General features: G+C 73.5%; 23 protein-coding genes. 14 read left to right on the top strand and 9 right to left on the bottom strand.

Going from position 1 to position 21,349, the window contains the following annotated elements:
* Window positions 1–6: 6 nt before the first annotated feature.
* From V5P93_RS16225 to V5P93_RS16190, 8 genes are all read left to right on the top strand, one after another.
* A complete protein-coding gene (locus V5P93_RS16225; RefSeq protein ID WP_104476501.1) occupies window positions 7–750 on the top strand; it encodes an inositol monophosphatase family protein in 744 nt (247 codons plus the stop codon).
* A 196-nt stretch (window positions 751–946) separates the two neighbouring features.
* A complete protein-coding gene (locus V5P93_RS16220) occupies window positions 947–1,162 on the top strand; it encodes a hypothetical protein (RefSeq protein WP_104476499.1) in 216 nt (71 codons plus the stop codon).
* 385 nt (window positions 1,163–1,547) lie between these two features.
* Window positions 1,548–4,172: a LuxR C-terminal-related transcriptional regulator gene (locus V5P93_RS16215; RefSeq protein ID WP_104476497.1), complete on the top strand. Its 2,625-nt coding sequence runs from the start codon at window positions 1,548–1,550 to the stop codon at window positions 4,170–4,172.
* Between the two features lie 57 nt (window positions 4,173–4,229).
* Window positions 4,230–4,418, top strand: a complete 189-nt coding sequence (locus V5P93_RS16210; protein WP_104476495.1) for a hypothetical protein — start codon at window positions 4,230–4,232, stop codon at window positions 4,416–4,418.
* Between the two features lie 144 nt (window positions 4,419–4,562).
* Window positions 4,563–5,048, top strand: coding sequence for a DUF1269 domain-containing protein (locus V5P93_RS16205; protein ID WP_104476493.1), 486 nt, complete (start codon window positions 4,563–4,565; stop codon window positions 5,046–5,048).
* Between the two features lie 18 nt (window positions 5,049–5,066).
* Window positions 5,067–5,483 (top strand): hypothetical protein, encoded by a 417-nt coding sequence (locus tag V5P93_RS16200; protein ID WP_104476491.1) that lies wholly within the window; start codon window positions 5,067–5,069, stop codon window positions 5,481–5,483.
* Window positions 5,480–6,352, top strand: coding sequence for a formylglycine-generating enzyme family protein (locus V5P93_RS16195; protein ID WP_281261634.1), 873 nt, complete (start codon window positions 5,480–5,482; stop codon window positions 6,350–6,352). Before V5P93_RS16200 ends, V5P93_RS16195 begins: the two co-directional genes overlap by 4 nt.
* Before the next feature lie 41 nt (window positions 6,353–6,393).
* Window positions 6,394–6,822, top strand: a complete 429-nt coding sequence (locus V5P93_RS16190) for a hypothetical protein (protein WP_104476489.1) — start codon at window positions 6,394–6,396, stop codon at window positions 6,820–6,822.
* Window positions 6,823–6,898: 76 nt separating this feature from the next.
* On the opposite strand, the gene V5P93_RS16185 is transcribed toward V5P93_RS16190, so the two are convergent.
* The 3 genes from V5P93_RS16185 to V5P93_RS16175 are packed head-to-tail and all read right to left on the bottom strand — an operon-like array spanning window position 6,899 to window position 11,582.
* Window positions 6,899–8,026 (bottom strand): AI-2E family transporter, encoded by a 1,128-nt coding sequence (locus V5P93_RS16185; protein WP_245930975.1) that lies wholly within the window; start codon window positions 8,024–8,026, stop codon window positions 6,899–6,901.
* A 35-nt stretch (window positions 8,027–8,061) separates the two neighbouring features.
* Window positions 8,062–9,879: an ABC transporter ATP-binding protein gene (locus tag V5P93_RS16180; protein WP_104476487.1), complete on the bottom strand. Its 1,818-nt coding sequence runs from the start codon at window positions 9,877–9,879 to the stop codon at window positions 8,062–8,064.
* On the bottom strand, window positions 9,876–11,582 hold the full coding sequence (locus V5P93_RS16175) for an ABC transporter ATP-binding protein (RefSeq protein WP_104476485.1): 1,707 nt from the start codon (window positions 11,580–11,582) through the stop codon (window positions 9,876–9,878). Before V5P93_RS16175 ends, V5P93_RS16180 begins: the two co-directional genes overlap by 4 nt.
* 275 nt (window positions 11,583–11,857) lie before the next feature.
* Between V5P93_RS16175 and V5P93_RS16170 the strand changes: the two genes are divergently transcribed.
* Window positions 11,858–12,148 carry a siderophore-interacting protein gene (locus V5P93_RS16170; RefSeq protein WP_104476483.1) on the top strand — a complete coding sequence of 97 codons (291 nt, stop codon included), beginning with the start codon at window positions 11,858–11,860 and terminating at the stop codon, window positions 12,146–12,148.
* Here the strand turns inward: V5P93_RS16170 and V5P93_RS16165 are convergent.
* The 4 genes from V5P93_RS16165 to V5P93_RS16150 all read right to left on the bottom strand — a co-directional run bounded on the left by V5P93_RS16165 (window position 12,081) and on the right by V5P93_RS16150 (window position 15,374).
* The gene (locus V5P93_RS16165; protein ID WP_181043280.1) at window positions 12,081–12,821 is read right to left on the bottom strand and encodes an SRPBCC domain-containing protein; all 741 of its coding nucleotides are present in this window, start codon (window positions 12,819–12,821) and stop codon (window positions 12,081–12,083) included. The two genes, V5P93_RS16170 and V5P93_RS16165, sit on opposite strands and share 68 nt — an antisense overlap.
* 2 nt (window positions 12,822–12,823) lie before the next feature.
* A complete protein-coding gene (locus V5P93_RS16160; protein ID WP_104476480.1) occupies window positions 12,824–13,237 on the bottom strand; it encodes a VOC family protein in 414 nt (137 codons plus the stop codon).
* Window positions 13,238–13,239: 2 nt separating this feature from the next.
* Entirely contained in the window at window positions 13,240–13,833 is a 594-nt protein-coding gene (locus V5P93_RS16155) for a helix-turn-helix domain-containing protein (protein WP_104476794.1), read from the bottom strand.
* A 587-nt stretch (window positions 13,834–14,420) separates the two neighbouring features.
* The gene (locus tag V5P93_RS16150; protein WP_104476479.1) at window positions 14,421–15,374 is read right to left on the bottom strand and encodes a winged helix-turn-helix domain-containing protein; all 954 of its coding nucleotides are present in this window, start codon (window positions 15,372–15,374) and stop codon (window positions 14,421–14,423) included.
* A 191-nt stretch (window positions 15,375–15,565) separates the two neighbouring features.
* Between V5P93_RS16150 and V5P93_RS16145 the strand changes: the two genes are divergently transcribed.
* Window positions 15,566–15,781: an MbtH family protein gene (locus tag V5P93_RS16145; protein ID WP_104476477.1), complete on the top strand. Its 216-nt coding sequence runs from the start codon at window positions 15,566–15,568 to the stop codon at window positions 15,779–15,781.
* 127 nt (window positions 15,782–15,908) lie between these two features.
* Here the strand turns inward: V5P93_RS16145 and V5P93_RS16140 are convergent, their stop codons facing one another.
* Together V5P93_RS16140 and V5P93_RS16135 are read right to left on the bottom strand one after the other, a co-directional pair.
* Window positions 15,909–17,078 (bottom strand): HAMP domain-containing sensor histidine kinase, encoded by a 1,170-nt coding sequence (locus V5P93_RS16140; protein ID WP_104476476.1) that lies wholly within the window; start codon window positions 17,076–17,078, stop codon window positions 15,909–15,911.
* On the bottom strand, window positions 17,075–17,731 hold the full coding sequence (locus V5P93_RS16135) for a response regulator transcription factor (protein WP_104476474.1): 657 nt from the start codon (window positions 17,729–17,731) through the stop codon (window positions 17,075–17,077). The genes V5P93_RS16140 and V5P93_RS16135 overlap by 4 nt, the downstream gene beginning before the upstream one ends.
* A gap of 122 nt (window positions 17,732–17,853) precedes the next feature.
* Between V5P93_RS16135 and V5P93_RS16130 the strand changes: the two genes are divergently transcribed.
* The 4 genes from V5P93_RS16130 to V5P93_RS16115 are packed head-to-tail and all read left to right on the top strand — an operon-like array spanning window position 17,854 to window position 21,333.
* Complete coding sequence (locus tag V5P93_RS16130) at window positions 17,854–18,414, top strand: hypothetical protein (protein ID WP_104476472.1); 561 nt, start codon at window positions 17,854–17,856, stop codon at window positions 18,412–18,414.
* The gene (locus V5P93_RS16125) at window positions 18,411–19,484 is read left to right on the top strand and encodes an efflux RND transporter periplasmic adaptor subunit (RefSeq protein ID WP_104476470.1); all 1,074 of its coding nucleotides are present in this window, start codon (window positions 18,411–18,413) and stop codon (window positions 19,482–19,484) included. The genes V5P93_RS16130 and V5P93_RS16125 overlap by 4 nt, the downstream gene beginning before the upstream one ends.
* Entirely contained in the window at window positions 19,481–20,143 is a 663-nt protein-coding gene (locus V5P93_RS16120; protein ID WP_104476468.1) for an ABC transporter ATP-binding protein, read from the top strand. Before V5P93_RS16125 ends, V5P93_RS16120 begins: the two co-directional genes overlap by 4 nt.
* Window positions 20,143–21,333: an ABC transporter permease gene (locus V5P93_RS16115; protein ID WP_104476467.1), complete on the top strand. Its 1,191-nt coding sequence runs from the start codon at window positions 20,143–20,145 to the stop codon at window positions 21,331–21,333. Before V5P93_RS16120 ends, V5P93_RS16115 begins: the two co-directional genes overlap by 1 nt.
* The last annotated feature ends 16 nt before the right edge of the window (window positions 21,334–21,349 follow it).

The following is a 21,349-nucleotide window of genomic DNA, read 5'->3' as shown; positions in this document are numbered from 1 at the left end:
TGTCCCATGTTGCACACCGTGACCAAGATCGTCCGCACGGTCGCCGCGACCATCCCCGACCGCCGCGGCACCACCGCCCCGGACACCCTCGACGCCCTGCACCGCGAGTTCACCGAGCTCGACGACGCCCTGTGCGCGGCGCTGCGCGGGCGGCTCGACCCGCTCACCCCCGCAGGCGGCTGCTGGGTCGTCGACGCGCTGGACGGCGCCGTGCAGTACCTGCAGGGTCTCCCCCAGTGGTGCGTGTCCGTCGCCCTCCTCGTCGACGAGGTCCCGACCCTCACCGTCCTGCACTCCCCCCACCTCGGCGAGACCTACACCGCCGTGGCCGGGGGCGGCGCGCACCGCGACGGCGCGCCGATCCGGCCGTCGACCAAGACCGACCCGGCCGCCGCGCTCGCCGCCACGAGCCACCCGCACGTCCGGCAGCCCGACGCGAACCGGCTGGCCGGGCTCGCGCTGCCCCGGGTGCTGGACACCGTGGCCGCCGTGCGCAACCTCGGGCCGACGTCGTGGCAGGTGGCGGACGTGGCGGCGGGCCGGGTGGACCTGTTCTGGCAGTACGGCCGCGACAGCGAGAACCTGCTCGGCGCGAGCCTGGTCGCCGCCGAGGCGGGCGCGGTGGTCAGCACCGCGGCAGGCGCGCCGTGGACGCCCGGCGCGGCGGACTTCCTGGTCGCGGCCCCCGGGCTGCACGCCGCGGCAGTGCGGGTGCTGACCGTCGGTGCCGATCTCCTCCTGTTCGGGTGACGAACCGGCCCGGCGCGGGGCGACATGATCGACGCAGACGGAGCAGCCGGGGCCACCACCGGGCCACCACGGTCCCCGCGCCCGTCCGCCGGTGCCGGACCCGGCGCGCCCCCAAGCGGAGTCGGGGCCGCGCGGAGGCGCTCGTTACGGCCGGGTCCGGCACCGGTGTCCGCACCGGTCCGACGAGAGGTCCGACATGACCAACCTGACGAACGCACTGGCGGCGGCCGACCCCTTCAACCCACTCAACCCTCTGAACCCCCCTGGTGCCGGGCAGCCCCACCGGCCCGGGCGGCGCGGGCGGCGGATGCCCGCCGCGGCCAGGCTGGTGGTGCTGTGCTGCGCCATCGGCCTGGCCGTCGCCGCCGCGGCCCTGCCCGCCGCGGCGAGCGCCGCCCGCATCCTCACCTGAACCGACACCGGGACCGACAACCGACCGAGCACGACCGACCGAACCACCCGACACCGCCCCGAGGCCCGCGCCTCGGGGCGTTTTCGCTGTTCGGCGGTCATGATCATCACCCGTGGCGGGTGAGCGCAGACCATTACCACTTTCCACGGGGAAACTGTGAATGCGGTTCCAATCGCGGTTACGCACCGGCATACGCCGCAATGATTTCAGCACGCGGCCTCATTTTGTGAGCCGTTTCGCCCACATGAGGTGACGCCGGTCATCAAGAACCGACGATCTACTCGCCGAAAGAAGGGGATATAGGTGGCCGCGGGTATCGCATGGGGCAAACCGGAATGTGCGCGAACCCCGGCCAACGAACAGCGGAAGAGGAGCAGAACGCACGATGCGGGACCTGAACGACATGCGCGCCCATTCCGACACAACCGGGCACCGGCCGACCGTGCCCGCCGGGAAGGTCCGCGTGCCCACCAGCGCCGCGACCCGGCCGTGGCGCGAGCGCCTGGCCGCCGCGCTCGACGCCCACGTGACCGACCCCGGCACACCGCCCGCGGTGACCGTTGTGCACGGTCCGGCCGGGTCGGGCAAGACCACCGCGCTGGCCGCGTGGGCGGCTACCCGCCCCGCGGACCGGCCGGTGCGGTGGGCCACGCTGGACCGGCACGACAACGACCCGACGCGGTTGTGGACGACCATCCACGCCGCGCTCGCGGGCGCGGACGACCGCGACGAGTGCCCGCCGCCGGAGTCCGCCGACCCGTTCGGCGACCTGACGCGCGCCATGGACGGCCTCGCCGACCAGACCTGCCTGGTGCTCGACGACGTGCACGAGCTGTCCGACCAGCAGGTCCTCGGCGTGCTCACCACCCTGGTCCGGCACGCACCGGACCACCTGCGACTGGTCCTGGCGGGCCGCACGCCCCCGGTGCACCTGTCCAAGCTGAGCCTGGACGGGCGGTTGCGCGAGATCGACGGCCGCGAACTCGCGCTCACCGCACCGGAAGCCGAGGCGCTGCTGGCCGAGCACCACGTGGCGCTGTCCGAGGCGGAGCTCGCGGACCTGCTCGACCTGACCAGGGGCTGGGTCGCGGGCACCCGGCTGGCCGCGCTCTGGCTGGCCGGGCAACCGGCCGAAAACCGCTCGCTGACGGCGTTCCCGGCCGAGGACCCGCTGGCCGGGGACTACTTCGCCGAGGAGGTCCTCGGCGCGCACCCGCCGCAGACCAGGCAGTTCCTGTTGTCCACCAGCGTGTGCGACCGGGTCGGGGTGGAACTGGCCTCGGTGCTGTCCGGACAGCGGCACGCGGGCACCGTGCTGCACGGCTTGGCGCGCACGAACTTCCTGGTGACGCGCTGCGACGACGTGCCGGGCGAGTGGTACCGGTACCACCCGCTGCTGCGCGAGCACCTGCGCGCCGAGCTGGCCAGGACCCGGCCCGGCGCGGCGCAGCGGCTGCACCAGAGCGCGGCGCGCTGGTTCCGCGCCGAGGGCGACGTGACCAGCGCCCTGCACCACGCCGCTCAAGCCCAGGACACCGAACTCGTGGCGGAACTGGTGGCGGGCGACGGGGTCGGGCAGATCCTGCGTGGACACGGCGCGCCGCTGCGCGCGGCGCTGGCCACCCTGCCGGACGAGCGGCTGGCGGAGCCGACCTTCGCGGTGACGGCGGCGTTCGCGGCGCTGGAGGCGCCCGATCCCGCGGCGGCGGACGGTTTCCTCGGCCGCATCGACGACACCGACGCGGCACCGTGGACGGACCGCGTGCGTGCGGTGTACGAGACCGTGCTCTCGCGACGGGCCCACCTGGACGCCACGGGCGTGCTGCCGCAGGCCCGCGCGACGCCCACCGGGGACGCCGCGGCCGACACGCTCACCCGGCAGGCGCGCGGTGCCACGGCGCTGTGGGCGGGCGACCCGGAGGCCGCGGAGTCCGAGCTGAGCCGGGTGGTGCAGTCGTGCCTGCGGGAGAACCTGCCCTGGCTGGCGTTGCAGGCCAAGGTGCAGTTCGCGGTCGCCGCGGCGTTGCGCGGCGACCTGCCGGAGATGGACCGCCGGGCGGGCCGCGCGGTGCACCTGGCCGCGGCGCACCACTGGGAGCGGGAGTGGCCGTGCTCGACGGCGTACGTCCTACTGGGTGCGTACGCCTACCAGCAGGGCGACTCGGCCGAGGCGAGGCGGTGGGCGAGGCTGGCCGCGGAGACCGCGCCCGCGCACCAGGAACCGACGATCGAGCTGGCCCGCCGCACGATGGCCGCGTTCGCGGAGTTCGACGGCGCGGCCGACCCGCACACCGTGGTCCGCACCGCGCTGCAGCACTGGCGCGGGCTGACCGCGCGGCGGGTGAGCCCGCAGCTGGTCGCGATGCTGATGCCCACCCTGGTCCGCATGACGCTGCGGGTGGGCGAACCGGGCCGGGCCGCGGAACTGGTCGACGCGGCCGGGTCCGCGCTGGGCGGGCACGCGGAACTACCCGTGCTGCACGCGATAACGCACGCGCACCACGGCCGGGTCATCCAGGCGCGACGGCTGCTCGGTCCCGTGCTGGCCGGGGACCTGAGCCCGCTGGCGGGCACGACGGCGGTGGAGGCGTGGCTGCTGGAGGCCACGCTGGTCGACCGAGGCGAGAACCCGCAACGCGCGCACGAGGCGGTCACCCGCGCGCTGCGCGCCGCGGAGCCGATCCGGGCCATTCGGCCCTTCCTCACCGCGCGCCGGTCCGTCCGGGACATCCTCGCCGAGGGCGCGGGCCGCTTCGGCAGGCTGGACCGGTTCGCCGTGGACACCCTGTCCGCGCTGCCCGCGGACGCCACCACCGCGGACCCGCTCACGAGTCGGGAGCTGGAGCTGCTGCTGGAACTGCCGTCGATGCGGACGGTGGACGAGATAGCGGAGTCGATGTTCGTCTCGGCCAACACGGTCAAGACGCACCTGCGCGGGATCTACCGCAAGCTCGGCGTCCGGCAGCGCCGGGACGCCGTGGTGGCCGCGCGCAGACAAGGGTTGCTCTAGTCGGGAGGAGCGCGGGATGCGGGCACAAGGGACTGTTCCCCGGCCGGGGCGGCGGCGGTGATCGGGCGGCGACGGCGGCCGCGGTCGCTGCTCACGGTGCTGTTCGTGCTGGTGCTGCTGGCCTCGGCCAAGCGGTCGGCGAGCCCCGGTGAGCAACCGGGCCCGGTGGTCACCACCGTCATCGGGGTGTTCGACCTGCTGCGCTCGGTCGACTGGCCCAGCAGGCTGCTGACCGCGGCGAAGTAGGTCGGATTCGTCCACTGTGGAGCACCGGGCTTCACCTCCCCGAGGGGAGGCGGCGGCGCGGGGCGTGCCGAAATGCTGGGTCTGCCCGGCGCTGGCCCGGGCTCCACCGACGGCCACAGCGGCCACGGACGAGAGGGACGACGCATGTCGGCCACGTTGACGGTATGGAAGTTCCCCACGGCGGAAGGCGCGGAGCAGGCACGGGACACGGTCGAGTCGCTGCGTCGCGAGGGCGCGCTCACCCTGGTGGACGCGGCGGTGGTGAGCTGGCCGGAAGGCGAGTCGAAACCGCGCACCAAGCAGCTGCACGGCATGGTCGGCGCGGGCGCGCTGACCGGGACGTTCTGGGGGCTGCTGTTCGGCATCCTGTTCTTCATGCCGCTCATCGGCGCGGCCATCGGCGCCGCGTCCGGGGCGCTGGGCGGGAAGTTCACCGACATCGGCATCGACGACGGGTTCATCTCCGACGTGCGGGCCAAGGTCGTGCCCGGCACGTCGGCGCTGTTCCTGCTGACCGAGGACGTGGTGCTGGACCGGATCCACGACGCCTTCCCGGGCGGGCGCGCGGAACTGGTGCACACCAACCTCGACGACCGGCAGGAACAGGCGCTGCGAACGGCGTTCGCCTGAGCGCGGGAGGAGGCGGCGATGCTCAGCGGTCCGCAGTGGACCTCCCCGCGCGAGCGCAAGCGGGTGTCCGGCTGGCTGACCTTCGGCGGGCTGGTGGTGTTCCTGGTCGGCGCGATCGACGTCGGCGTCGGGCTGGTCGCCCTCACCCGGAGCGGTTTCTACCGCACCCCGGACGGCGACCTGCTGGTGTTCGACTACACCGCGTGGGGCTGGATCTGGCTGGTGTTCGGCCTGATCGGAGTTGTGTCCGGGATCGGCGTGCAGTTCGGCGCGCTGTGGGCCAGGGTCGGCGCGCTCGCGCTGGCGCTGCTGTCGGTGGTGGGGCACCTGCTGTTCCTGCCCGCGTACCCGCTCTGGTCGATCGTGGCGATCACCCTGAGCGTGCTGGTCGTGTACGCGGTCGTGGTGCCGCCGTTGGAGGCGGTGGGCGCGTGAACCGCACGAGGACGGCACCGCTGGCCGGGGACGCGGTCGCGCTGCCCGGCGGGGAGTTCCTGATGGGCACCGACAGCGGCGAGGGCCACCCGGCCGACGGCGAGGGACCCGCGCACGTGGTGCGGCTCAGCCCGTTCCGCATCGACCGGTTCACCGTGACCAACGACCGGTTCGCCGAATTCGTCGCGGCGACCGGCTTCACCACCGAGGCCGAGCACTACGGCTGGTCGTACGTGTTCGCGGGCCTGCTCGCCGACCGGCACCCGGTGGCCCGCTCGGTGCGGGCGCCGTGGTGGCGCCAGGTGCACGGCGCCACCTGGCGCAGCCCCGAGGGACCGGGGTCCACCGTGCTGGACCGCGGCGACCACCCGGTGACCCAGGTGAGCTGGCGGGACGCGCGCGCGTTCTGCCGCTGGGCGGGCGCCCGGCTGCCCACCGAGGCCGAGTGGGAGTACGCGGCCCGGGGCGGTCTGGTCGGCCGCCGGTACCCGTGGGGCGACCTGCGGGAGCCCGGCGGCGCGCACCGGATGAACATCTGGCAGGGCGAGTTCCCGGACGGCGACCTGGGCCTGGACGGCTGGGTCGGCACGGCGCCGGTGGACACCTACGAGCCCAACGGGTTCGGGCTGTCCAACATGACCGGCAACGTCTGGGAGTGGTGCGCGGACTGGTTCAACCCGACCGCCTACGCCACCAGCCGGATCGACGACCCGACCGGGCCGCGCTCGGGCAGCCACCGGGTGCTGCGCGGCGGGTCGTACCTGAGCCACGAGTCGCACTGCGACCGCTACCGGGTGGCCGCGCGCGGCGCGAACACCCAGGACGGTTCCGCGGGCGACATCGGCTTCCGCTGCGTGTACCCGGGGTGACCGGCGTGCACCCGTGGACCTATTGGAGAGAAGGACATGTCATGAGTGAGCGCACGGAGGAGTACGCGGCCGCCCGGCACCGGGAACGGGAGCGGTCGGCGTGGATCGGCTGGATCTGGTTCGGCGCCGTGATGCTGGTGCTGCTCGGCCTGTTCACCGTCATCTTCGGCCTGGTCGCGCTGTTCCAGGAGAACTACTACGTGGTCGGCCCGGAGGGGCTGCTCGTCTTCGACCTCACCGGCTGGGGCTGGATCCACCTGATCCTGGGCGCCCTGGCGACTGCGGCCGGGTTCGCGCTGTTCTCCGGGGCGGCGTGGGCGCGGGTCACCGCCGTGGTGCTGGCCGCGCTCAACGCCATCAGCCAGTTCGCCTTCCTGCCCGCGTACCCGGTGTGGTCGCTGATCGCCATCGCGCTGGACGTGCTGGTGATGTGGGCGATCGTGGTGCACGGCCGCGAACTGGGCGACTGAGCGGGCGGTACCGGAACGTCACCGAAGGACGAAGGGGCCTGGCCATCGCGGCCGGGCCCCTTCGGCGTGCGCGGGGTCAGTCGGTCGTCCCTTTCTCCTCGGCGGGTTCCGCGGATTCGGCAGGGGGTTCGGTGTGGGGTTCGGCGGCGTCAGCGGGTGCGGCCGTGGGTACCCGCGACGGCGCGCCCGCGAGCGCGTCGACCCAGCGGGCACGCGGGTCGACGTCCACCAGCACCGCCTTGACCAGCAGGGTGAGCGGCACGGCGAGCACCGAGCCGAGCGGGCCGAGCACCGCGCTCCAGACGATCAGCGACAGGAACGTGGCGGTGGACGACAGGCCCACGGTGTCGCCGATGACCCGCGGCTGGATGACCGACTGGAGCACGAAGTTCACCACGACGTACAGGACGATCACCGCGATCATCAGCTGCCAGTCGCCCTGCAGCAGGGCCAGCAGCGCGGGCGGCGCCACGCCGAGGATGAACCCGATGTTGGGCACGTAGTTGGTGACGAACGACAGCACGCCCCACAGCAGCGGCAGCGGGATGTCGAGCAGCAGCAACCCGATCGCGTCGAGCACCGCGACCAGGAACCCGAACACCGTGGTCACCCACAGGTAGCGGCGGGTGTCGTGGGCGAACCCGGAGAGCGCCGCCGCCAGTTCCGGCCGGTCGGCGGCGACGGAGCGCTGGCGCAGCCGGACGGTGGCGGCGTCGATGCTGAGGAACAGCAGCAGCGACAGCAGGAACACCAGGCCGCCGCCGATCGTGCCGACGGCGCCGACGATGTCGAGCAGGTAGCCGACGACCCGACCGAAGTCCAGGCCGTGGACGGCGGCGCGCACCTCGTCCGCGCCGACGCCGAAGCGGGCCAGGGCCGAGGCCAGTTCCGCGACGAGCGCGTCGGCGCGCTCGGCGTAGGCGGGCAACAGGGTCGCCAGTTGGGCTATGGAGACGACCACCACCAGGACGAGCACGGCGATGACCGCGTAGACGAGGAGGACGAGGACCGTCGTGGCGAGCCAGGAGGGTAATCCCCGGTCCCGCAACCACTGCGGGATGGGGGACACGGCGACCACGATCATCATGGCCAGCGCGAGCGGTCCGAGCAGCCAGGACGCGTACGAGATCCCTTGCAGGACAACGGCCACCGACGCCAGGCCGACCAGGATCTGCACGGCGCGCGGTATGGGGGGAAGTGTCACGCGCCGACGCTAGGAGCAAGTCCCGCGCCCCGACTTCACCCCGTGTGCGTGATCGGCCCGGTCCACCCGCGCCAGAGCGCCGCGTAGGCCCCGCCCGCGGCCAGCAGTTCGGCGTGCGAGCCGGATTCCACCACGGCGCCCCGGTCCATCACCACGACCCGGTCGGCGGCCACGGCCTGGCTGAGCCGGTGCGCCACGACCAGCGCGGTGCGGCTCTCGGTGACCGCCTCCGCCGCCCGGTCCAGGGTCCGGGCGCCCGCGCTGCCCGCCTCGGCGGTGGCCTCGTCGAGGATGACCGCGGCGGGGTCGGCGAGCAGGACCCGGGCGAGCGCGAGGTGCTGGGTCTGGGCCGCGGTCAGCCCGTGCGCGCCCTCCCCGACGACGGTGGTGATGCCGTCGGGCAGCGCCTCGACCCAGGGCAGGGCGCCGACGCGGTCGAGCGCGGCGGTGACCTCCGCGTCGGTCGCGGACTCGCGGGCCAGTCGGACGTCGTCGGCGAGGGTGCCCGCGAACACGTGCGCCTCTTGGCTCACCAGCGCGATGTGCCTGCGCGTCGCGGCCTCGCCGAGCGCGTCGAGGTCGACACCGCCGAGCCGGACGGTCCCGGTGGTCGGCCGGAGAATGCCCGCCGCGATCCCGGCGAGCGTCGACTTCCCGGCGCCACTGGCCCCCACGAGCGCGACCCGCTCCCCCGGTGCGATCCGCAGCGTCACCGCGCGCACGACCTCGGAACCGGCCTTGCCGTCCTGGAGTTCGTAGTGGTGGCTGATGCCCTCCAACTCGATACCGCTGTCGGCGGGCACGGGTGGGTTCTCGGGCGTTTCCGCGCCGGGCAGGTTCGCGACACCCGCGAGCCGGGCGAGGCCCGCACCGGCCTGCTGGATCTGGTCGACCTCGATCACCAGGAAGCCGATGGGGTTGAACAGCCGGTGGAAGTACAGCGCGGCGGCGGTGACCGTGCCGACCGTGACCGTGCCGGACGCGGCCAGGTCGCCGCGCACCAGGAAGAACCCGACGACCAGCACGGCGGTCAGGCCGACGAACTCGGCGCGGTTGAGCCTGCCCGCGAACCAGGTGAAGACCCGGAACACACCGATCGACAGGTCCATTGCCGCCTGCGACTTCTCCTCGATGACGGCGGTGTGCCGGTGCTCCAGCCGGTAGGCGCGCACGGTCTCGCCGCCCCACAGGGAGCAGGCCATGGCCTCGGTCCGCTCCCCCACGGCGAGGCGTTCCTCGGCGTAGAAGGGTTTCGAGCGCGGCAGGTACCAGCGCAGCGCGAGGTGGTAGGCGGGCGCGGAGAGCAGACCGGCCAGGCCGAGGCGCCAGTCCAGGCCGAACAGGCCCGCCGCGGTGAGGACGATGGTGAACGACGCGCGCACGATCTCGGGGACGGTGGTGGTGATCGCGCCGGTCACCACCGACACGTCGTCACCGACCCGGGACAGCAGGTCGCCGACCCCGACCCGTTCGAGGGTGGCCGACGGCAGGTGCAACGCGCGGTCCATGACCCGTTCCCGCACGCGCGCCAGCACGGTCTCCCCCAGCCGTGCCACCAGCGTGGCACCGAAGGCGGCCAGCACACCGGTGACCAGCGCGGCGACCACCATGACCACCACGAGCGGGACGAGGCGGTCGGTGCCCGCGCCCGCACCGGCGTCGTCCACCAGCAGGCCAAGCACCCAGGGCGCGACGAGCCCGGCGGCGCTCGCGGCGAGCATGACCACCAGCACGGCGGCGGCGGACCGGCGGTGCGCGAGGAGTTCGTCGCGCAGCAGCAACCAGGTTCGACGGGCGTCGGCGACCGGGAGGATGGGCGCTGCCACCACGTCACCACCTACTGGTGCGGTCATCGGGTCACCACCTGGCGGTAGGTCTCGTCGGCGGCGCGGAGTTCGTCGTGGGTGCCGGTGCGGGTGACGCGACCGCCCTCGATCACCACCACGCGGTCGGCGCGGGCGAGCAGCGCGGGGCTGCTGGTCACGATCAGCGTGGTCAACCCGGTGCGGCGGCCGGATAGCCGTTCGGCGATGCGTTCCTCGGTGACCGCGTCGACGGCGGTGGTCGGTTCGTGCAGCACCAGGACGGGCGCGGCGGAGAGCAGGGCCCGGGCCAGGCCGATCCGCTGCCGCTGCCCGCCGGACAGCGAGCGGCCCCGGTCGGTGACCGGGTGGTCGAGCCCCGACGGGTGCGCGTCGACGACATCCCGGGCCGCCGCCGCCTCGACGGCGCGCAGGACTTCCTCCTCGGGGTCGGCGAGCTGTCCGTTGTGGACACCGGCGGTGAGGTTGCCGCGCAGCGTGCCCGCGAACAGGGCGGTGTCGTGCTGCTCGACGAGCACCGCGCGGCGCCGGGCGTCGAGGTGGAGTTCACCATCGGGGACGTCGCCGATGAGCAGGTCGCCGGTGCGCTCGGCCGCGCGTCCGGCGAGGACGGCGACGAGCGCGTCCGCGTCGCGGGGGTCGCTCGCGAGCACGCCGACGAGTTCGCCGGGGCGTAGGTCGAGGTCGACGTCTTGGAGCGTGCGGTAGGAAACGCCCTTGAGCGCCACGGTGATCCCGTCGGCGGTGTCGACGTCGCGCGTGCCGCCCGCGGCGTCCGGGTCGGCGTCGAACACCTCGGCCAGGCGCGCCGCCGAGGCCCGCGCGCTCGCCACCTGACCACCGCACCAGCCCAGGGCGCGCAGCGGTTCAGCGATGAACTGGGCGAGCCCCACGACCGTGATCAGCTCCCCGACGGTCAGCCTGCCGGTGAGGGCGAACCAGCCCGCGAACCCGGCGACTGCCGCCAGGAACAGACCGCCCGCAGCCGTGGTGACACCTTCGTAGAGCCCGCTCGTGCCCGCCGCGCGCAGGCTCGCGGCCAGCGCGGTCTCGCTGGAGCGGCGGTAGCGCGCGGCCGCGGCGTGTTGGGCGCCGATGCCGCGCAGCACCCGCAGCCCGCCGACCAGGTCGGTGGCCAGCGCGGCGGTCCGGCCCGCGGCCTCCTGCTGCGCACCGCTGCGGCGGGTCATCAGCGGCGCGATGGCCTGGGTGGCGAACGCGAGCCCGGGGACACCCACGAGCACGCCGATCCCGAGCCACAGGTCGATGGTCAGCAGGATCACCGCGGCGGACACCAGGGCGACCACCGAGCCGACGGCGACCACGAAGGCGCGCAGCACGACGCCGGTGCGCTGGGCGTCGAAAGCGGCGATGGAGAGCAACTCCCCCGTGCGCAGGCCGGTGCGGTGGCCGCGCGGGTCGAGTACCCGCGCGGCCACCGCCACCCGCAGCAGGTGCGTCTCGCGTTCCAGCGCCACCAGGGTCTGCCGCGCCCCGAACTGCCAGGCGAAGAACAGGACCGCGAACAGCGCGGCGAGCGCGACCACCGACCAGGCGAGCGCGGTGCGGTCACCGGTCGCGACCGCGCGGTCGATCACCAGGCCGATGGCCACCGGTACGGCGACCTCGGCGGCCTGGTGGACCGACAGCAGCAGCGCCCCGGCGACCAACCGGGACAGGTGCCGCCGTACTGCCCGGACCAGCACACCCCGCGCACCCATCGCCCCCGACATGCCCGGATCACCCTCCCAGCTCGGCCAACACCCCTGTCGAAGCCACTGATCCGCTCCAGCGCGGCGCTCGGCGACGCGGGCACCGGGTGGACCGACCCGCCTGGACGGCGGGCAGCCTCTGCCCCAGGGCGTTCCCAGGTCAGTGGCGCGTTGTCCGGTGACGGCGTCACGCCGTCGGGAGCAGGCGGATCCAGCAGGACGTCAGTCTCGTCCAGCACGGTGATCTGTTCGAGGGAATATTCCCGGGTTGGACCGGGCTGGCAACAGGCTCGGCGGTGGGGGCACCGGTTCGGACGCACTACGCGATCCCGGTGGAGGTGATCGCGAAACGGCTGATCTCCGCCCGGATGGCCCGCGTCACCCTGGCGGGCCCGGGGTTGGCCGACTTCGGCCACGACGGCCCGGACCACCTGGCGCGGCTGTTCCTGCCCGCACCGGGCACGGCCGCCCCCTCACTGCCGGTGACGATCGCCGGTAGCCAACGCCCCCTGACCGCTTTCACACCCCGGCGAGGCCGTCGATCCAGGTCTGCCAGGCGGCGGTGCGGGTGGCGCGGTCCACGGTGACGCCGTAGAAGTACTGCGACGTGTTCACCATGTGGTGGATGTCGTCGGACATGAAGCGGTAGAAGCCGTTCTCGGTGCGGATGCCGAGGAGGCGGTCACCGCGCAGGTCGACGACGCCCTCGATGGGGTCAAGGCCGTCGGGGGTGAGGCGCACCTGGTCGTCAAGGCTCAGGGCCGGGTCCGCGCCGAGTCGGGTGGTGAGGTCGGTCCACACCTCGCCACCGGGGCGCGCGGTGAACGCGGTGGCGACCACGTTGGTGACGGGAAGGCCAGGGAAGTGCCGGAAGTACTCGGCGAGGTTGTGCAGGAACATGTCCCAGCCGCGACCGAAGCCGTCGAACTCGGTTTCCCAGTCGTCGCCGAAGAAGCCGTTCTGGATGAGGCGGAGTTCGGTGGTGCCCGCGCGGCCCTCGACGAGGAACTCGAAGGTCATCGGGGGGACGCCGTCCGGGCCGGGCGCGCCGAAGACGACCCGTCGGCCGGGCTCGAGCTCCAGGGTTTGGCCCGCTTGGCTGTTGCCACCGCCGAAGTCGCCTTCGATCTCACCGCCCGCGTTCTCGTGCGGCACGAACCACAGCGACAGACCGTCCGGTGTGGACACCGCCTGCCAGACCTGCTCGGGCGTCGCGGCCAGCTCGATCCGCTTCGCCAGGCTCCGGCGCTCATCCGCCACGGTCAGTCCTGCTGGGCGAGGAGGATGAGGTTGCCGCAGGTGTCGTCGAAGACCGCCTGTGCCCCGAACCCGGTCTTGGTCGGCTCCTGCGTGAAGCGGACGCCGTGCTCCACCATGCGCGCGTGGTCCTTGTCCAGTTCCTTGGTGCCGAGCATGGTGAACGGGATACCCGCGTCGTAGAGGGTCTTCTTCCACACCTGCGCGGCGGGCTTGTCGTCGATCCGGATGCCGGGGTTGCCGTCGGGTTCGAGCAGCAGCTCCACCCCGTCGGGCGCGTCGGGCGAGACGACGGTCAGCCACTTGGCGCCGCCGCCGAGGTCGATGTCGGTCTTCTTCACGAACCCCAGCACCTCGGTGTAGAACGCCAGGGCCTTGGCCTGGTCGTCGACCAGGATGCTGGTCACCGGGATGTGCATCGTCACTCCTGCTCTTCTCGTTTGACCTTCGGGTGCACGGCGACCACGATCCGGTGCGCCCGCCCGCCCTCGGCGGACTCGTCGTGGTACTTGGCCACCAACGAGGTCACCGCCCGGGTCAGCTCCTCGGCGAACCCGGCCCGGTCGGCCGCCGAGGCGAACCGCACCTCCCCGTCGATGGCGAAGGTGGCCAGCCGCTTGCGGGCCTTGGTCGCACCGGTGACCAACTCCCCCACCTCCCGCACCATCCGCGCGGCCACGGCCAACAGCCACCGCGCGGACAGCCGATCGGGATCGCGGGCCGGGTCCGGCTGGACAGCGGCCAACACGCTCGGCGAGATGACGTACGAGGCCGCGGTCGCCCGCAGCACCCGTTCGGTCAGGTTGCCCTTGCGCCGCTCCTCGACCAGCTCGACCAGCCCGTGCCGCTCCAGCTCGCGCAGGTGGTAGTTCACCTTCTGCCTGGTCAACCCCACCTGACGCGCCAAGGTGGTCGCCGACCCCGGCTCGACCAGCGCGGCCAGCAAACCGGCCCGCACCGGGTCGAGCGACACCCCGGCCACCGCCGGGTCCTCGATCACCGCCACCTCGCGCACCCGCACACCGTCGCATTGACAAACTTTCTTGTCAAGCCGAGTCGGGTCCCGCGCGTCGATGAGCGCGGACCTCCCAGGTCGGCCGGTGGGGGTTCTCGTTGTGCACGACAACGTCGGCAACCTTCGGCCGAGTACCGGCCGCGCCGGTAGCGCCGCGGGAGGGGAACGACGAAGTCGTCGACGGTCGCGCGGACAACGACGCGACCCTGCGCGCGCAGGACGACGGCGAGTTCGTCGGCCAGCGTGGTCTTGCCCGCGGCGGGTGGCCCGTCGACGTCGACCCGCAGCGGGTGCGCGGTCGTGACGGACCCGATCACCTCGGACAGTCGACCGATGAGTTCGCCACGCGCACCTTGATCCATTGCTGACTTCCTCGGGTATCCAAGTCCGGCACCGATCACGGTCGCCGGGGTTCGCCACGAGGTCCGAGACGCCTGCCCGGCGTGAGAACGCCCGGTGGTGGGTCATCGGGTGCGTGATGACACCCGGGAACCGGACGCGGCCCACGCGAACGGGCGGCGGTCCGCCGAGTCGCCTCGGTGGACCGCCGCCCGTGGATCGGTCGCTTCGGTCGGTTCCTAGTTCGTTCAGCCTGCGCGGCAGGTGCCGCGCAGCAGCGCCTCACCCAGCGGGGTGAGGGTGTGGCAGAGCGAGTTCACGTCCCGGCGGGAGAAGATCAGCCCCGCCGCCCGCAGGATCGACGTGTGCTGGCTGACCGCGGCCGAGGAGATCTCCAGCGACCGGCTCAGCTCGACCGACGCCCGGCTGTCGGTCAGCGCGACCAGCATGGCCGCGCGGGTGCGGCCGAGCAGCGGCCCCAGCGCGCGGGCGTCCTGCCGCCCGCCCGACCACACGGTGGTCAGCGCCGCCCGGTCGAGGCTGATCGGGTAGGCCAGGGTCACCGGCCGGTCCGGGGCCACCGGCACGATCGTGCGCGGCGGGCCGGACAGGAACAGCGACGGCGCGAGCACCAGCCCGCGCCCGCGCAGCGCCACCTGGTCGCCGCGACCGGCGACCACCAGGTTCGGCGTCTGCCACCGCACGCGCGGGTGCAGGGTGCCGAACAGCTCCTCGATGCCGCCCGCGAGCAGCGCCCGGCCGCGGCACTCCCGTTCCGCTTCCAGTTCGGCGGTGATGGACGCCCAGTACGGCGCCACCGCCACCGCGTGGAACTCGCGCAGCAGCGCCACCGTGCGCTGCTCGGCCGGGTCGCCGCTGAGCAGCGCCTGGCGCGCCGCCCGGGAGCGGCCCAGGCCCTGCAGGTGCCCCAGCAGCGCGGGCGAGCGCTGCGCCAGGGCGTTGTGCGCCGTGCGGCGCCACGCCTCGAACCCGGTGCGGGTCCGGGTCTGCGTGTAGGCCTCCAGCGCGAACACCGTCTCCGCCGCCCTCCCCAGGGTCGGCGCCACCCGCGTGCGGGCCAGGTCCGCGTCGGTGAAGGTGATCCGGTGGTTGTCGTTCGCGTCGTGTCTGATCTGGGTCTTGTACTCGGTGTTGCTGTCGGTTTTGTCCGCGATCACTGTGTCGAATCGGCTGTCGAACACTGTTTCCCCCTGTGTCAGCGCCCGTTCCCCGTCAGTCACCCAGATCCCGGGCACATCGTCAACCAACGAACGGCGGACCGCGTCTACCGACGAAAGTCGGACGCGCTTGCCGCGAAGATCGCGGGGCGGCCAGACTGGACTCCGCCGCCGCGCTCCGGCGGCACCCGCTGAAAGCTTGGAGGTAGGGCGACGTGACCAATCCGTTCGACGACCCCGACGGCCGTTTCCTGGTGCTGGTCAACGCCGAGGGCCAGCACTCGCTCTGGCCGGGCTTCAAGGAGGTCCCCGAGGGTTGGACGGTGGCGCACCCCGAGGACACCCGCCAGGCGTGCCTGGACTACGTCGAGAAGAACTGGACCGACATGCGCCCCAAGAGCCTCATCGACGCCATGGAGAACGAGCAGTAACACTCCTCCCGCTCCCCACTTCCCCACCCGGCATCGCTCCCGACTCGGCGGGCGCACCCCACCCGATGTGCCGCCCGCCAGGGCAACCATCCGGCCTCATGGGGCAACCGGACGCGCCCGCAGCACCTCACCCGCGGTCGAGGCCCCCGAGTGATCGGGCCTCGGCCGCGGGCGCACGCACCGTCACCACCAGCCCGCCCCCGGGCCGGGCCTCGGCGCGCGCCTCGCCGCCGTGCGCCCGGGCGATCGCCTGGACGATCGAGAGCCCCAACCCGGCGCCCGCGGCGGAGAGCCGCTCCCGCCCCAGTCGCCGGAACGGCTCGAACAGCGCGGGCACCTCGTAGGGCGGCACGACCGGCCCGGTGTTGGTCACCGCGACCTCGGCGTACCCGTCGACCCGCCGCGTCTCGACCCGCACCCAGCCGCCTTCCTCGACGTTGTGCCGGATCCCGTTGTCCACGAGGTTCTGCACCAACCGCTCCAGCAGCACCGGGTTGCCCGCCGTCGCGGCCTCCGCCGCGGCCACCTGGACGTCCACCCCGTCGCGCGGGGTCTGGTGGACGACGTGCTCGGCGATGTCCGCCAGGTCCACATAGGACCGCTCAAGCGGTTCGCGTTCGGCGCGCGCGAGCAGCAGCAGCCCGTCGATCAGCCGCTCGTTGCGGGCGTTGATCTCCAGCAGCGCCAACCCCAGTTGCCGCACCTGCGGCGACGCCGGTTCGCGGTAGACGGCGACCTCCAGCAACGCGCGGTTGAGCGTCAGCGGTGTGCGCAGCTCGTGGGAGGCGTTCGCGATGAACCGGCGCTGGCTGTCGAAGGCGCGGTCGAGGTGCTCCAGCATCGCGTCGAAGGTGTCCGCCAGTTCCTTCACCTCGTCGCGCGGGCCACGCAGGCCGATGCGCTCGTGCAGGCCCCGGTCGGCGGAGCGGGCGATCCGCCCGGCCGTCTCGGTGACCCGGTTCAGCGGGTGCAGCACGCGCCCCGCCAGCAGCCAGCCGAACGCGACCGCGACGGCACCGACCAGCAGCAGCGCGATCCCGCCCTGGGTGAGCAGCGCGTCCAGCGCGTCATCGCCGGTCTGGGCGATGACCCGGTTGAGCGAGCCCACCATGAAGGTCGGCTCGGGGTCGGGCGCCGGGTCGAGCTTCGGCCCCGTCCCCGACACGATGAGCTTGTCCCCGTGCGGGATGCGCTGCGCGACGAGGGTGTAGGTGAGGGCGATCAGCAGGATGCCCGCGGCGAAGAACAGGCCGCCGTAGACCAGGGTGAGGCGGACGCGCAGCGACGGTCGGGTCATGGGATGCGGTACCCCACTCCCGGTTCGGTCAGCACCACCGGCGGGTCACCGAGCTTGCGCCGCAGCTTCAGCACCGTCATCCGCACCGCGTTGGTGAACGGGTCGGCGTGCTCGTCCCACGCCTTCTCCAGCAGCACCTCGGCCGACACCGCCGCGCCGTCCGCCCGCAGCAGCTCGGCCAGCACCGCGAACTCCTTGCGGGACAACGGGACGTAGCGGCCGTCGCGGAACACCTCCCGGCGGTGCGGGTCGAGCCGGATGCCCGCACGGCGCAGCACCGGCGGCACCGCGGGCCGGGCCCGCCTGCCGAGCGCGGCCACCCGGGCGCCGAGTTCGGCGAAGGCGAACGGCTTGGTCAGGTAGTCGTCCGCGCCCAGGACCAGGCCCGCGACCCGGTCGTCGACCTCGGTGGCGGCGGTGAGCATCAGCACCCGGGTCGGGGTGCCGGTGTCGACGACCCGCCTGCACACCTCGTCGCCGTGCAGCACGGGCAGGTCCCGGTCGAGCACCACCACGTCGTAGTCGTGCACACCGATCCGCTCCACGGCCGCGCCGCCGTCGTGCACCACGTCCACCGCGTGCGCGTCGCCGCGCAACCACCGCGCCACCGCGTCGGCCAGCAGCGGCTCGTCCTCGACCACCAGGATCCGCATTCCCCATGGTGACCGGTGACCGCGTTTCCCCGGCGTCAACACCCGCGGTGACGCCCGGGAAATCCCGACCTGGCTTCACTGGCCCCCGCCACCGGGACGGCCCCGGGGCGGGAGGGAGCGAGATGCGTCTGCGGAACGGCCCGGTCGTCGCCTTGGCGGTGTTCGCCCTGGCCGGGTGCGGGGTTGGCGGGTCGGACGACGGCGACAGGGTCGCGTCGGCGAACGGCGCCGGTGCCGCCGCGCCCCCGAGCGGTACCCCCGGCGACAACCGGGGCACCGAGGAGAACATGCTGGCCTTCGCGAAGTGCATGCGCGACCACGGCGTGGACATGCCGGACCCGGAGATCGGCGACGGCGGCGGCGTGGAGATGGTCATCCCGCGCGGCGCCGACCGGGGCGAGGTCGACGCGGCCCGCGAGGCGTGCCGCCGGTACGCGCCCGACGGCGGCGAACTGCCGAAGGCTTCGCCGGGGATGCTGGAACAGGCCAGGAAGATGTCCCGGTGCATGCGGGAGCACGGACTCCCCCGGTTCCCCGACCCGGACGAGTCCGGCGGCATCCGGATCGAGAGCGGCCAGGGCCTCGACCCGGGGAGCGCCGAGTTCAAGGCCGCCGAACAGGCGTGCCAGGAGTTCGGCCCCAAGGGCGCGGGCGAGCCCCGGACCGACAAGGACGGCGGATGAGCGGGTCGTCGAAGCGCGGCCGGGTCGCCGTCGGGCTCACGGTCGTGCTGGCCGTCAGCGGCGCGGCCGCGGCGGCGGCCGGGGTCGGTTTCGACAACGGTTCGACGCGGGATGAGCCACGCCGGGAGCGGAGTCCGCAGGGAACAGTGAAAGTCACGCGGGAAACGCTCATCGACACGCACAAGGAGGACGGCAGGTTGGGCTTCGGCGCCACGACGGCGGTGCAGGCAAGACTGCCCGGGACGCTGACCGCCGCACCCGCAGTGGGCAGCACCGTCCAGCGCGGACAAGCGCTGTGCCGGATCGACAACGCGCCGGTCGTGTTGCTGTACGGGTCGCTGCCCGCCTACCGCGCGCTGGACACGGGCGCGGAAGGCGCGGACGTGCGGCAGTTCGAGGAGAACCTGGCGGCGTTGGGCTACAAGGGTTTCACCGTCGACGAGAAGTACACGCGGTCGACCGCGAAAGCGGTCGAGGACTGGCAGGAGGACCTCGGTCTGCCGGAAACCGGGGCCGTCGAACTCGGGCGCGTCGTGTACGCGGCCGGGTCCATCCGGGTCGACTCGCACAAGACGACCGTGGGGCAGGGGGTCCAGCCGGGCGGTTCGGTGGTGGAGTACACCGGATCCGCCCGGCTGGTCACGGTCGAGCTGACCATGGACGACCAGCGGATGGCGCCGGTCGGCGCGGAGGTGACCGTGCGGCTGCCCGACGGCAAGACCGTGCCCGGCAAGGTCACCGCGGCGGAGACCGTCGTCGACGAGGGCAACGGCGCACCGGACGCCGAACCGGAGACCAAGCTCAAGGTGACGGTCGCACCCGCGGACGAGGGGTCGCTGGTGGGCCTGGACCAGGCGTCGGTCGGCGTCGAGTTCACCTCGTCGCGCCGCGCGGACGTGCTCACGGTGCCGGTCTCGGCGCTGCTGGCCTTGGCCGAGGGCGGCTACGGGGTGCAGGTCGTCGACGCGGGGACCACGCGGACCGTCGCGGTGCGCACGGGCATGTTCGCCAACGGCCGGGTCGAGGTCACCGGGGTGTCGGAGGGGCAGTCCGTGGGGGTGCCGGGATGAGCGCGGTCGTGGAGTTGGACGCGGTCAGCAAGGTCTACCCCGGCGGCGTCACCGCGGTCCACGGGGTGACGTTGTCGGTCGACTACGGGGAAATGGCCGCGATCGTGGGGCCGTCGGGCTCGGGGAAGTCCACGGTGCTGCACCTGATCGGCGCGCTGGACCGGCCGTCGGCCGGCGTGGTGCGCGTCGACGGGCACGACGTCGCCGCGCTGTCCGACCGGCGGGTGTCGGCGCTGCGGGCGCGCCGGATCGGGTTCGTGTTCCAGCAGTTCCACCTCACCCCGGGCCAGTCAGCGGTGGACAACGTCGCCGACGGCCTGCTGTACGCGGGAGTCTCCCTCCGGGAGCGTCAGCGCCGCGCCGAGACCGCGCTCGACCGGGTGGGCTTGGCGGATCGGATGTCGCACCTGCCGAACGAGCTGTCCGGCGGCGAGCGGCAACGAGTCGCGATCGCCCGCGCGGTGATCGGCGACCCGCCGTTGCTGCTCGCCGACGAACCGACCGGCAACCTCGACTCCGCCGCGGGCGCCCGCGTGCTGGCCGTGCTGGCCACCCTGCACGCGGCGGGCGCGACGGTCCTGGTCATCACCCACGACCGGGAGCTCGCCGCGACCCTGCCGCGGCGGATCACCATGCGCGACGGACGGGTGGTGGCCTGATGGACCTGACCCCCGCCCGCCTGGGTCCCCGCGACGTCGTGCGCGTCGGCGGCGCCGGGCTGCGCGCGCGGCCGCTGCGGGTGTTCCTCTCCGCACTGGGCATCGCCATCGGCATCGCGGCGATGACCGCCGTCGTCGGCATCTCCAGCTCCAGCCGCGCGCAGGTCGACCGCGAACTGGCCGCGCTGGGCACGAACCTGCTGACCGCGGCACCGGGCAGCACGCTGGCCGGGGACAGCGCGAGCCTGCCGCCGGAGTCGGTGGCGATGATCGCCCGCATCGGGCCGGTCCGGCAGGTCGCCGCCACGGGGAAGGTGCCGGACACGCGCGCGTACCGCACGGACCGGATTCCCTCGATCGAGACCGGCGGGATCTCGGTGCGGGCCGCGCACCTCGACCTCCCGGCGACCGTGGGCGCCCGGCTGGCGTCCGGCACCTGGCTGAACGCGGCCACCGAGCGGTACCCGACCGCCGTGCTCGGGGCGGACACGGCGCGCCTGCTGGGTCTCGGCACGGTCGGCGAGCGGGTGTACGTGGGCGGCTCCTGGTTCACCGTGCTGGGCATTCTTGAGCCGGTCCCGCTGGCCCCGGAGTTGGACTCGTCAGTGCTGGTCGGGTGGCCGGAGGCCGTGGCGCACCTGGGTTTCGACGGTAAACCGACCACGGTGTACGCCCGCAGCGCGGACAACGCCGTCGAGGCCGTCCGCGCGGTGTTGGCGGCGACGGCGAACCCGGAGGCGCCCAACGAAGTCCGGGTGTCCCGGCCCTCCGACGCGTTGGCCGCCCGGCACGCCACGGACGAGGCGTTCACCGGGCTGCTGCTCGGGCTGGGCGCGGTCGCGCTGCTGGTGGGCGGGGTCGGGGTGGCGAACACCATGGTGATCTCGGTGCTGGAGCGCAGGCACGAGATCGGCCTGCGGCGGGCGCTCGGCGCCACCCGGGGGCAGGTCCGCACGCAGTTCCTGGCGGAGTCGCTGCTGCTCTCGGCGCTGGGCGGCACCGGTGGCGTGGTGCTCGGCGTGGCGGCGACGGCCCTGTATTCGAGCACGCGGTCCTGGGGGACGGTCGTCCCGGCCTGGGCCACGGCGGGCGGGGTGGCCGCGACGCTGCTGATCGGCGTGGCCGCGGGCCTGTACCCGGCCGTGCGCGCCGCCAACCTCTCCCCCACGGCCGCGCTGTCCACGCCTTGATCCCGTCGGCGCCGCC

It is taken from the genome of Actinokineospora auranticolor, assembly GCF_041897805.1.
Taxonomy (GTDB): Bacteria; Actinomycetota; Actinomycetes; order Mycobacteriales; family Pseudonocardiaceae; genus Actinokineospora; species Actinokineospora auranticolor.
The sequence above is the reverse complement of the archived record's forward strand: the minus strand, read 5'-3'. Positions and strand labels throughout refer to the sequence as shown.

What these genes read in the sequence shown, in the direction of transcription:
- V5P93_RS16205 (WP_104476493.1), top strand. Translation starts at nt 4,563, where the DNA reads ATGTCGGCCACGTTGACGGTATGGAAGTTCCCCACGGCGGAAGGCGCG.
- V5P93_RS16220 (WP_104476499.1), top strand. Translation starts at nt 947, where the DNA reads ATGACCAACCTGACGAACGCACTGGCGGCGGCCGACCCCTTCAACCCA.
- V5P93_RS16190 (WP_104476489.1), top strand. Translation starts at nt 6,394, where the DNA reads ATGAGTGAGCGCACGGAGGAGTACGCGGCCGCCCGGCACCGGGAACGG.
- V5P93_RS16200 (WP_104476491.1), top strand. Translation starts at nt 5,067, where the DNA reads ATGCTCAGCGGTCCGCAGTGGACCTCCCCGCGCGAGCGCAAGCGGGTG.
- V5P93_RS16160 (WP_104476480.1), bottom strand. Translation starts at nt 13,237, where the DNA reads ATGCACATCCCGGTGACCAGCATCCTGGTCGACGACCAGGCCAAGGCC.
- V5P93_RS16125 (WP_104476470.1), top strand. Translation starts at nt 18,411, where the DNA reads ATGAGCGGGTCGTCGAAGCGCGGCCGGGTCGCCGTCGGGCTCACGGTC.
- V5P93_RS16130 (WP_104476472.1), top strand. Translation starts at nt 17,854, where the DNA reads ATGCGTCTGCGGAACGGCCCGGTCGTCGCCTTGGCGGTGTTCGCCCTG.
- V5P93_RS16225 (WP_104476501.1), top strand. Translation starts at nt 7, where the DNA reads ATGTTGCACACCGTGACCAAGATCGTCCGCACGGTCGCCGCGACCATC.
- V5P93_RS16140 (WP_104476476.1), bottom strand. Translation starts at nt 17,078, where the DNA reads ATGACCCGACCGTCGCTGCGCGTCCGCCTCACCCTGGTCTACGGCGGC.
- V5P93_RS16215 (WP_104476497.1), top strand. Translation starts at nt 1,548, where the DNA reads ATGCGGGACCTGAACGACATGCGCGCCCATTCCGACACAACCGGGCAC.
- V5P93_RS16120 (WP_104476468.1), top strand. Translation starts at nt 19,481, where the DNA reads ATGAGCGCGGTCGTGGAGTTGGACGCGGTCAGCAAGGTCTACCCCGGC.
- V5P93_RS16175 (WP_104476485.1), bottom strand. Translation starts at nt 11,582, where the DNA reads ATGTCGGGGGCGATGGGTGCGCGGGGTGTGCTGGTCCGGGCAGTACGG.
- V5P93_RS16180 (WP_104476487.1), bottom strand. Translation starts at nt 9,879, where the DNA reads ATGACCGCACCAGTAGGTGGTGACGTGGTGGCAGCGCCCATCCTCCCG.
- V5P93_RS16135 (WP_104476474.1), bottom strand. Translation starts at nt 17,731, where the DNA reads ATGCGGATCCTGGTGGTCGAGGACGAGCCGCTGCTGGCCGACGCGGTG.
- V5P93_RS16115 (WP_104476467.1), top strand. Translation starts at nt 20,143, where the DNA reads ATGGACCTGACCCCCGCCCGCCTGGGTCCCCGCGACGTCGTGCGCGTC.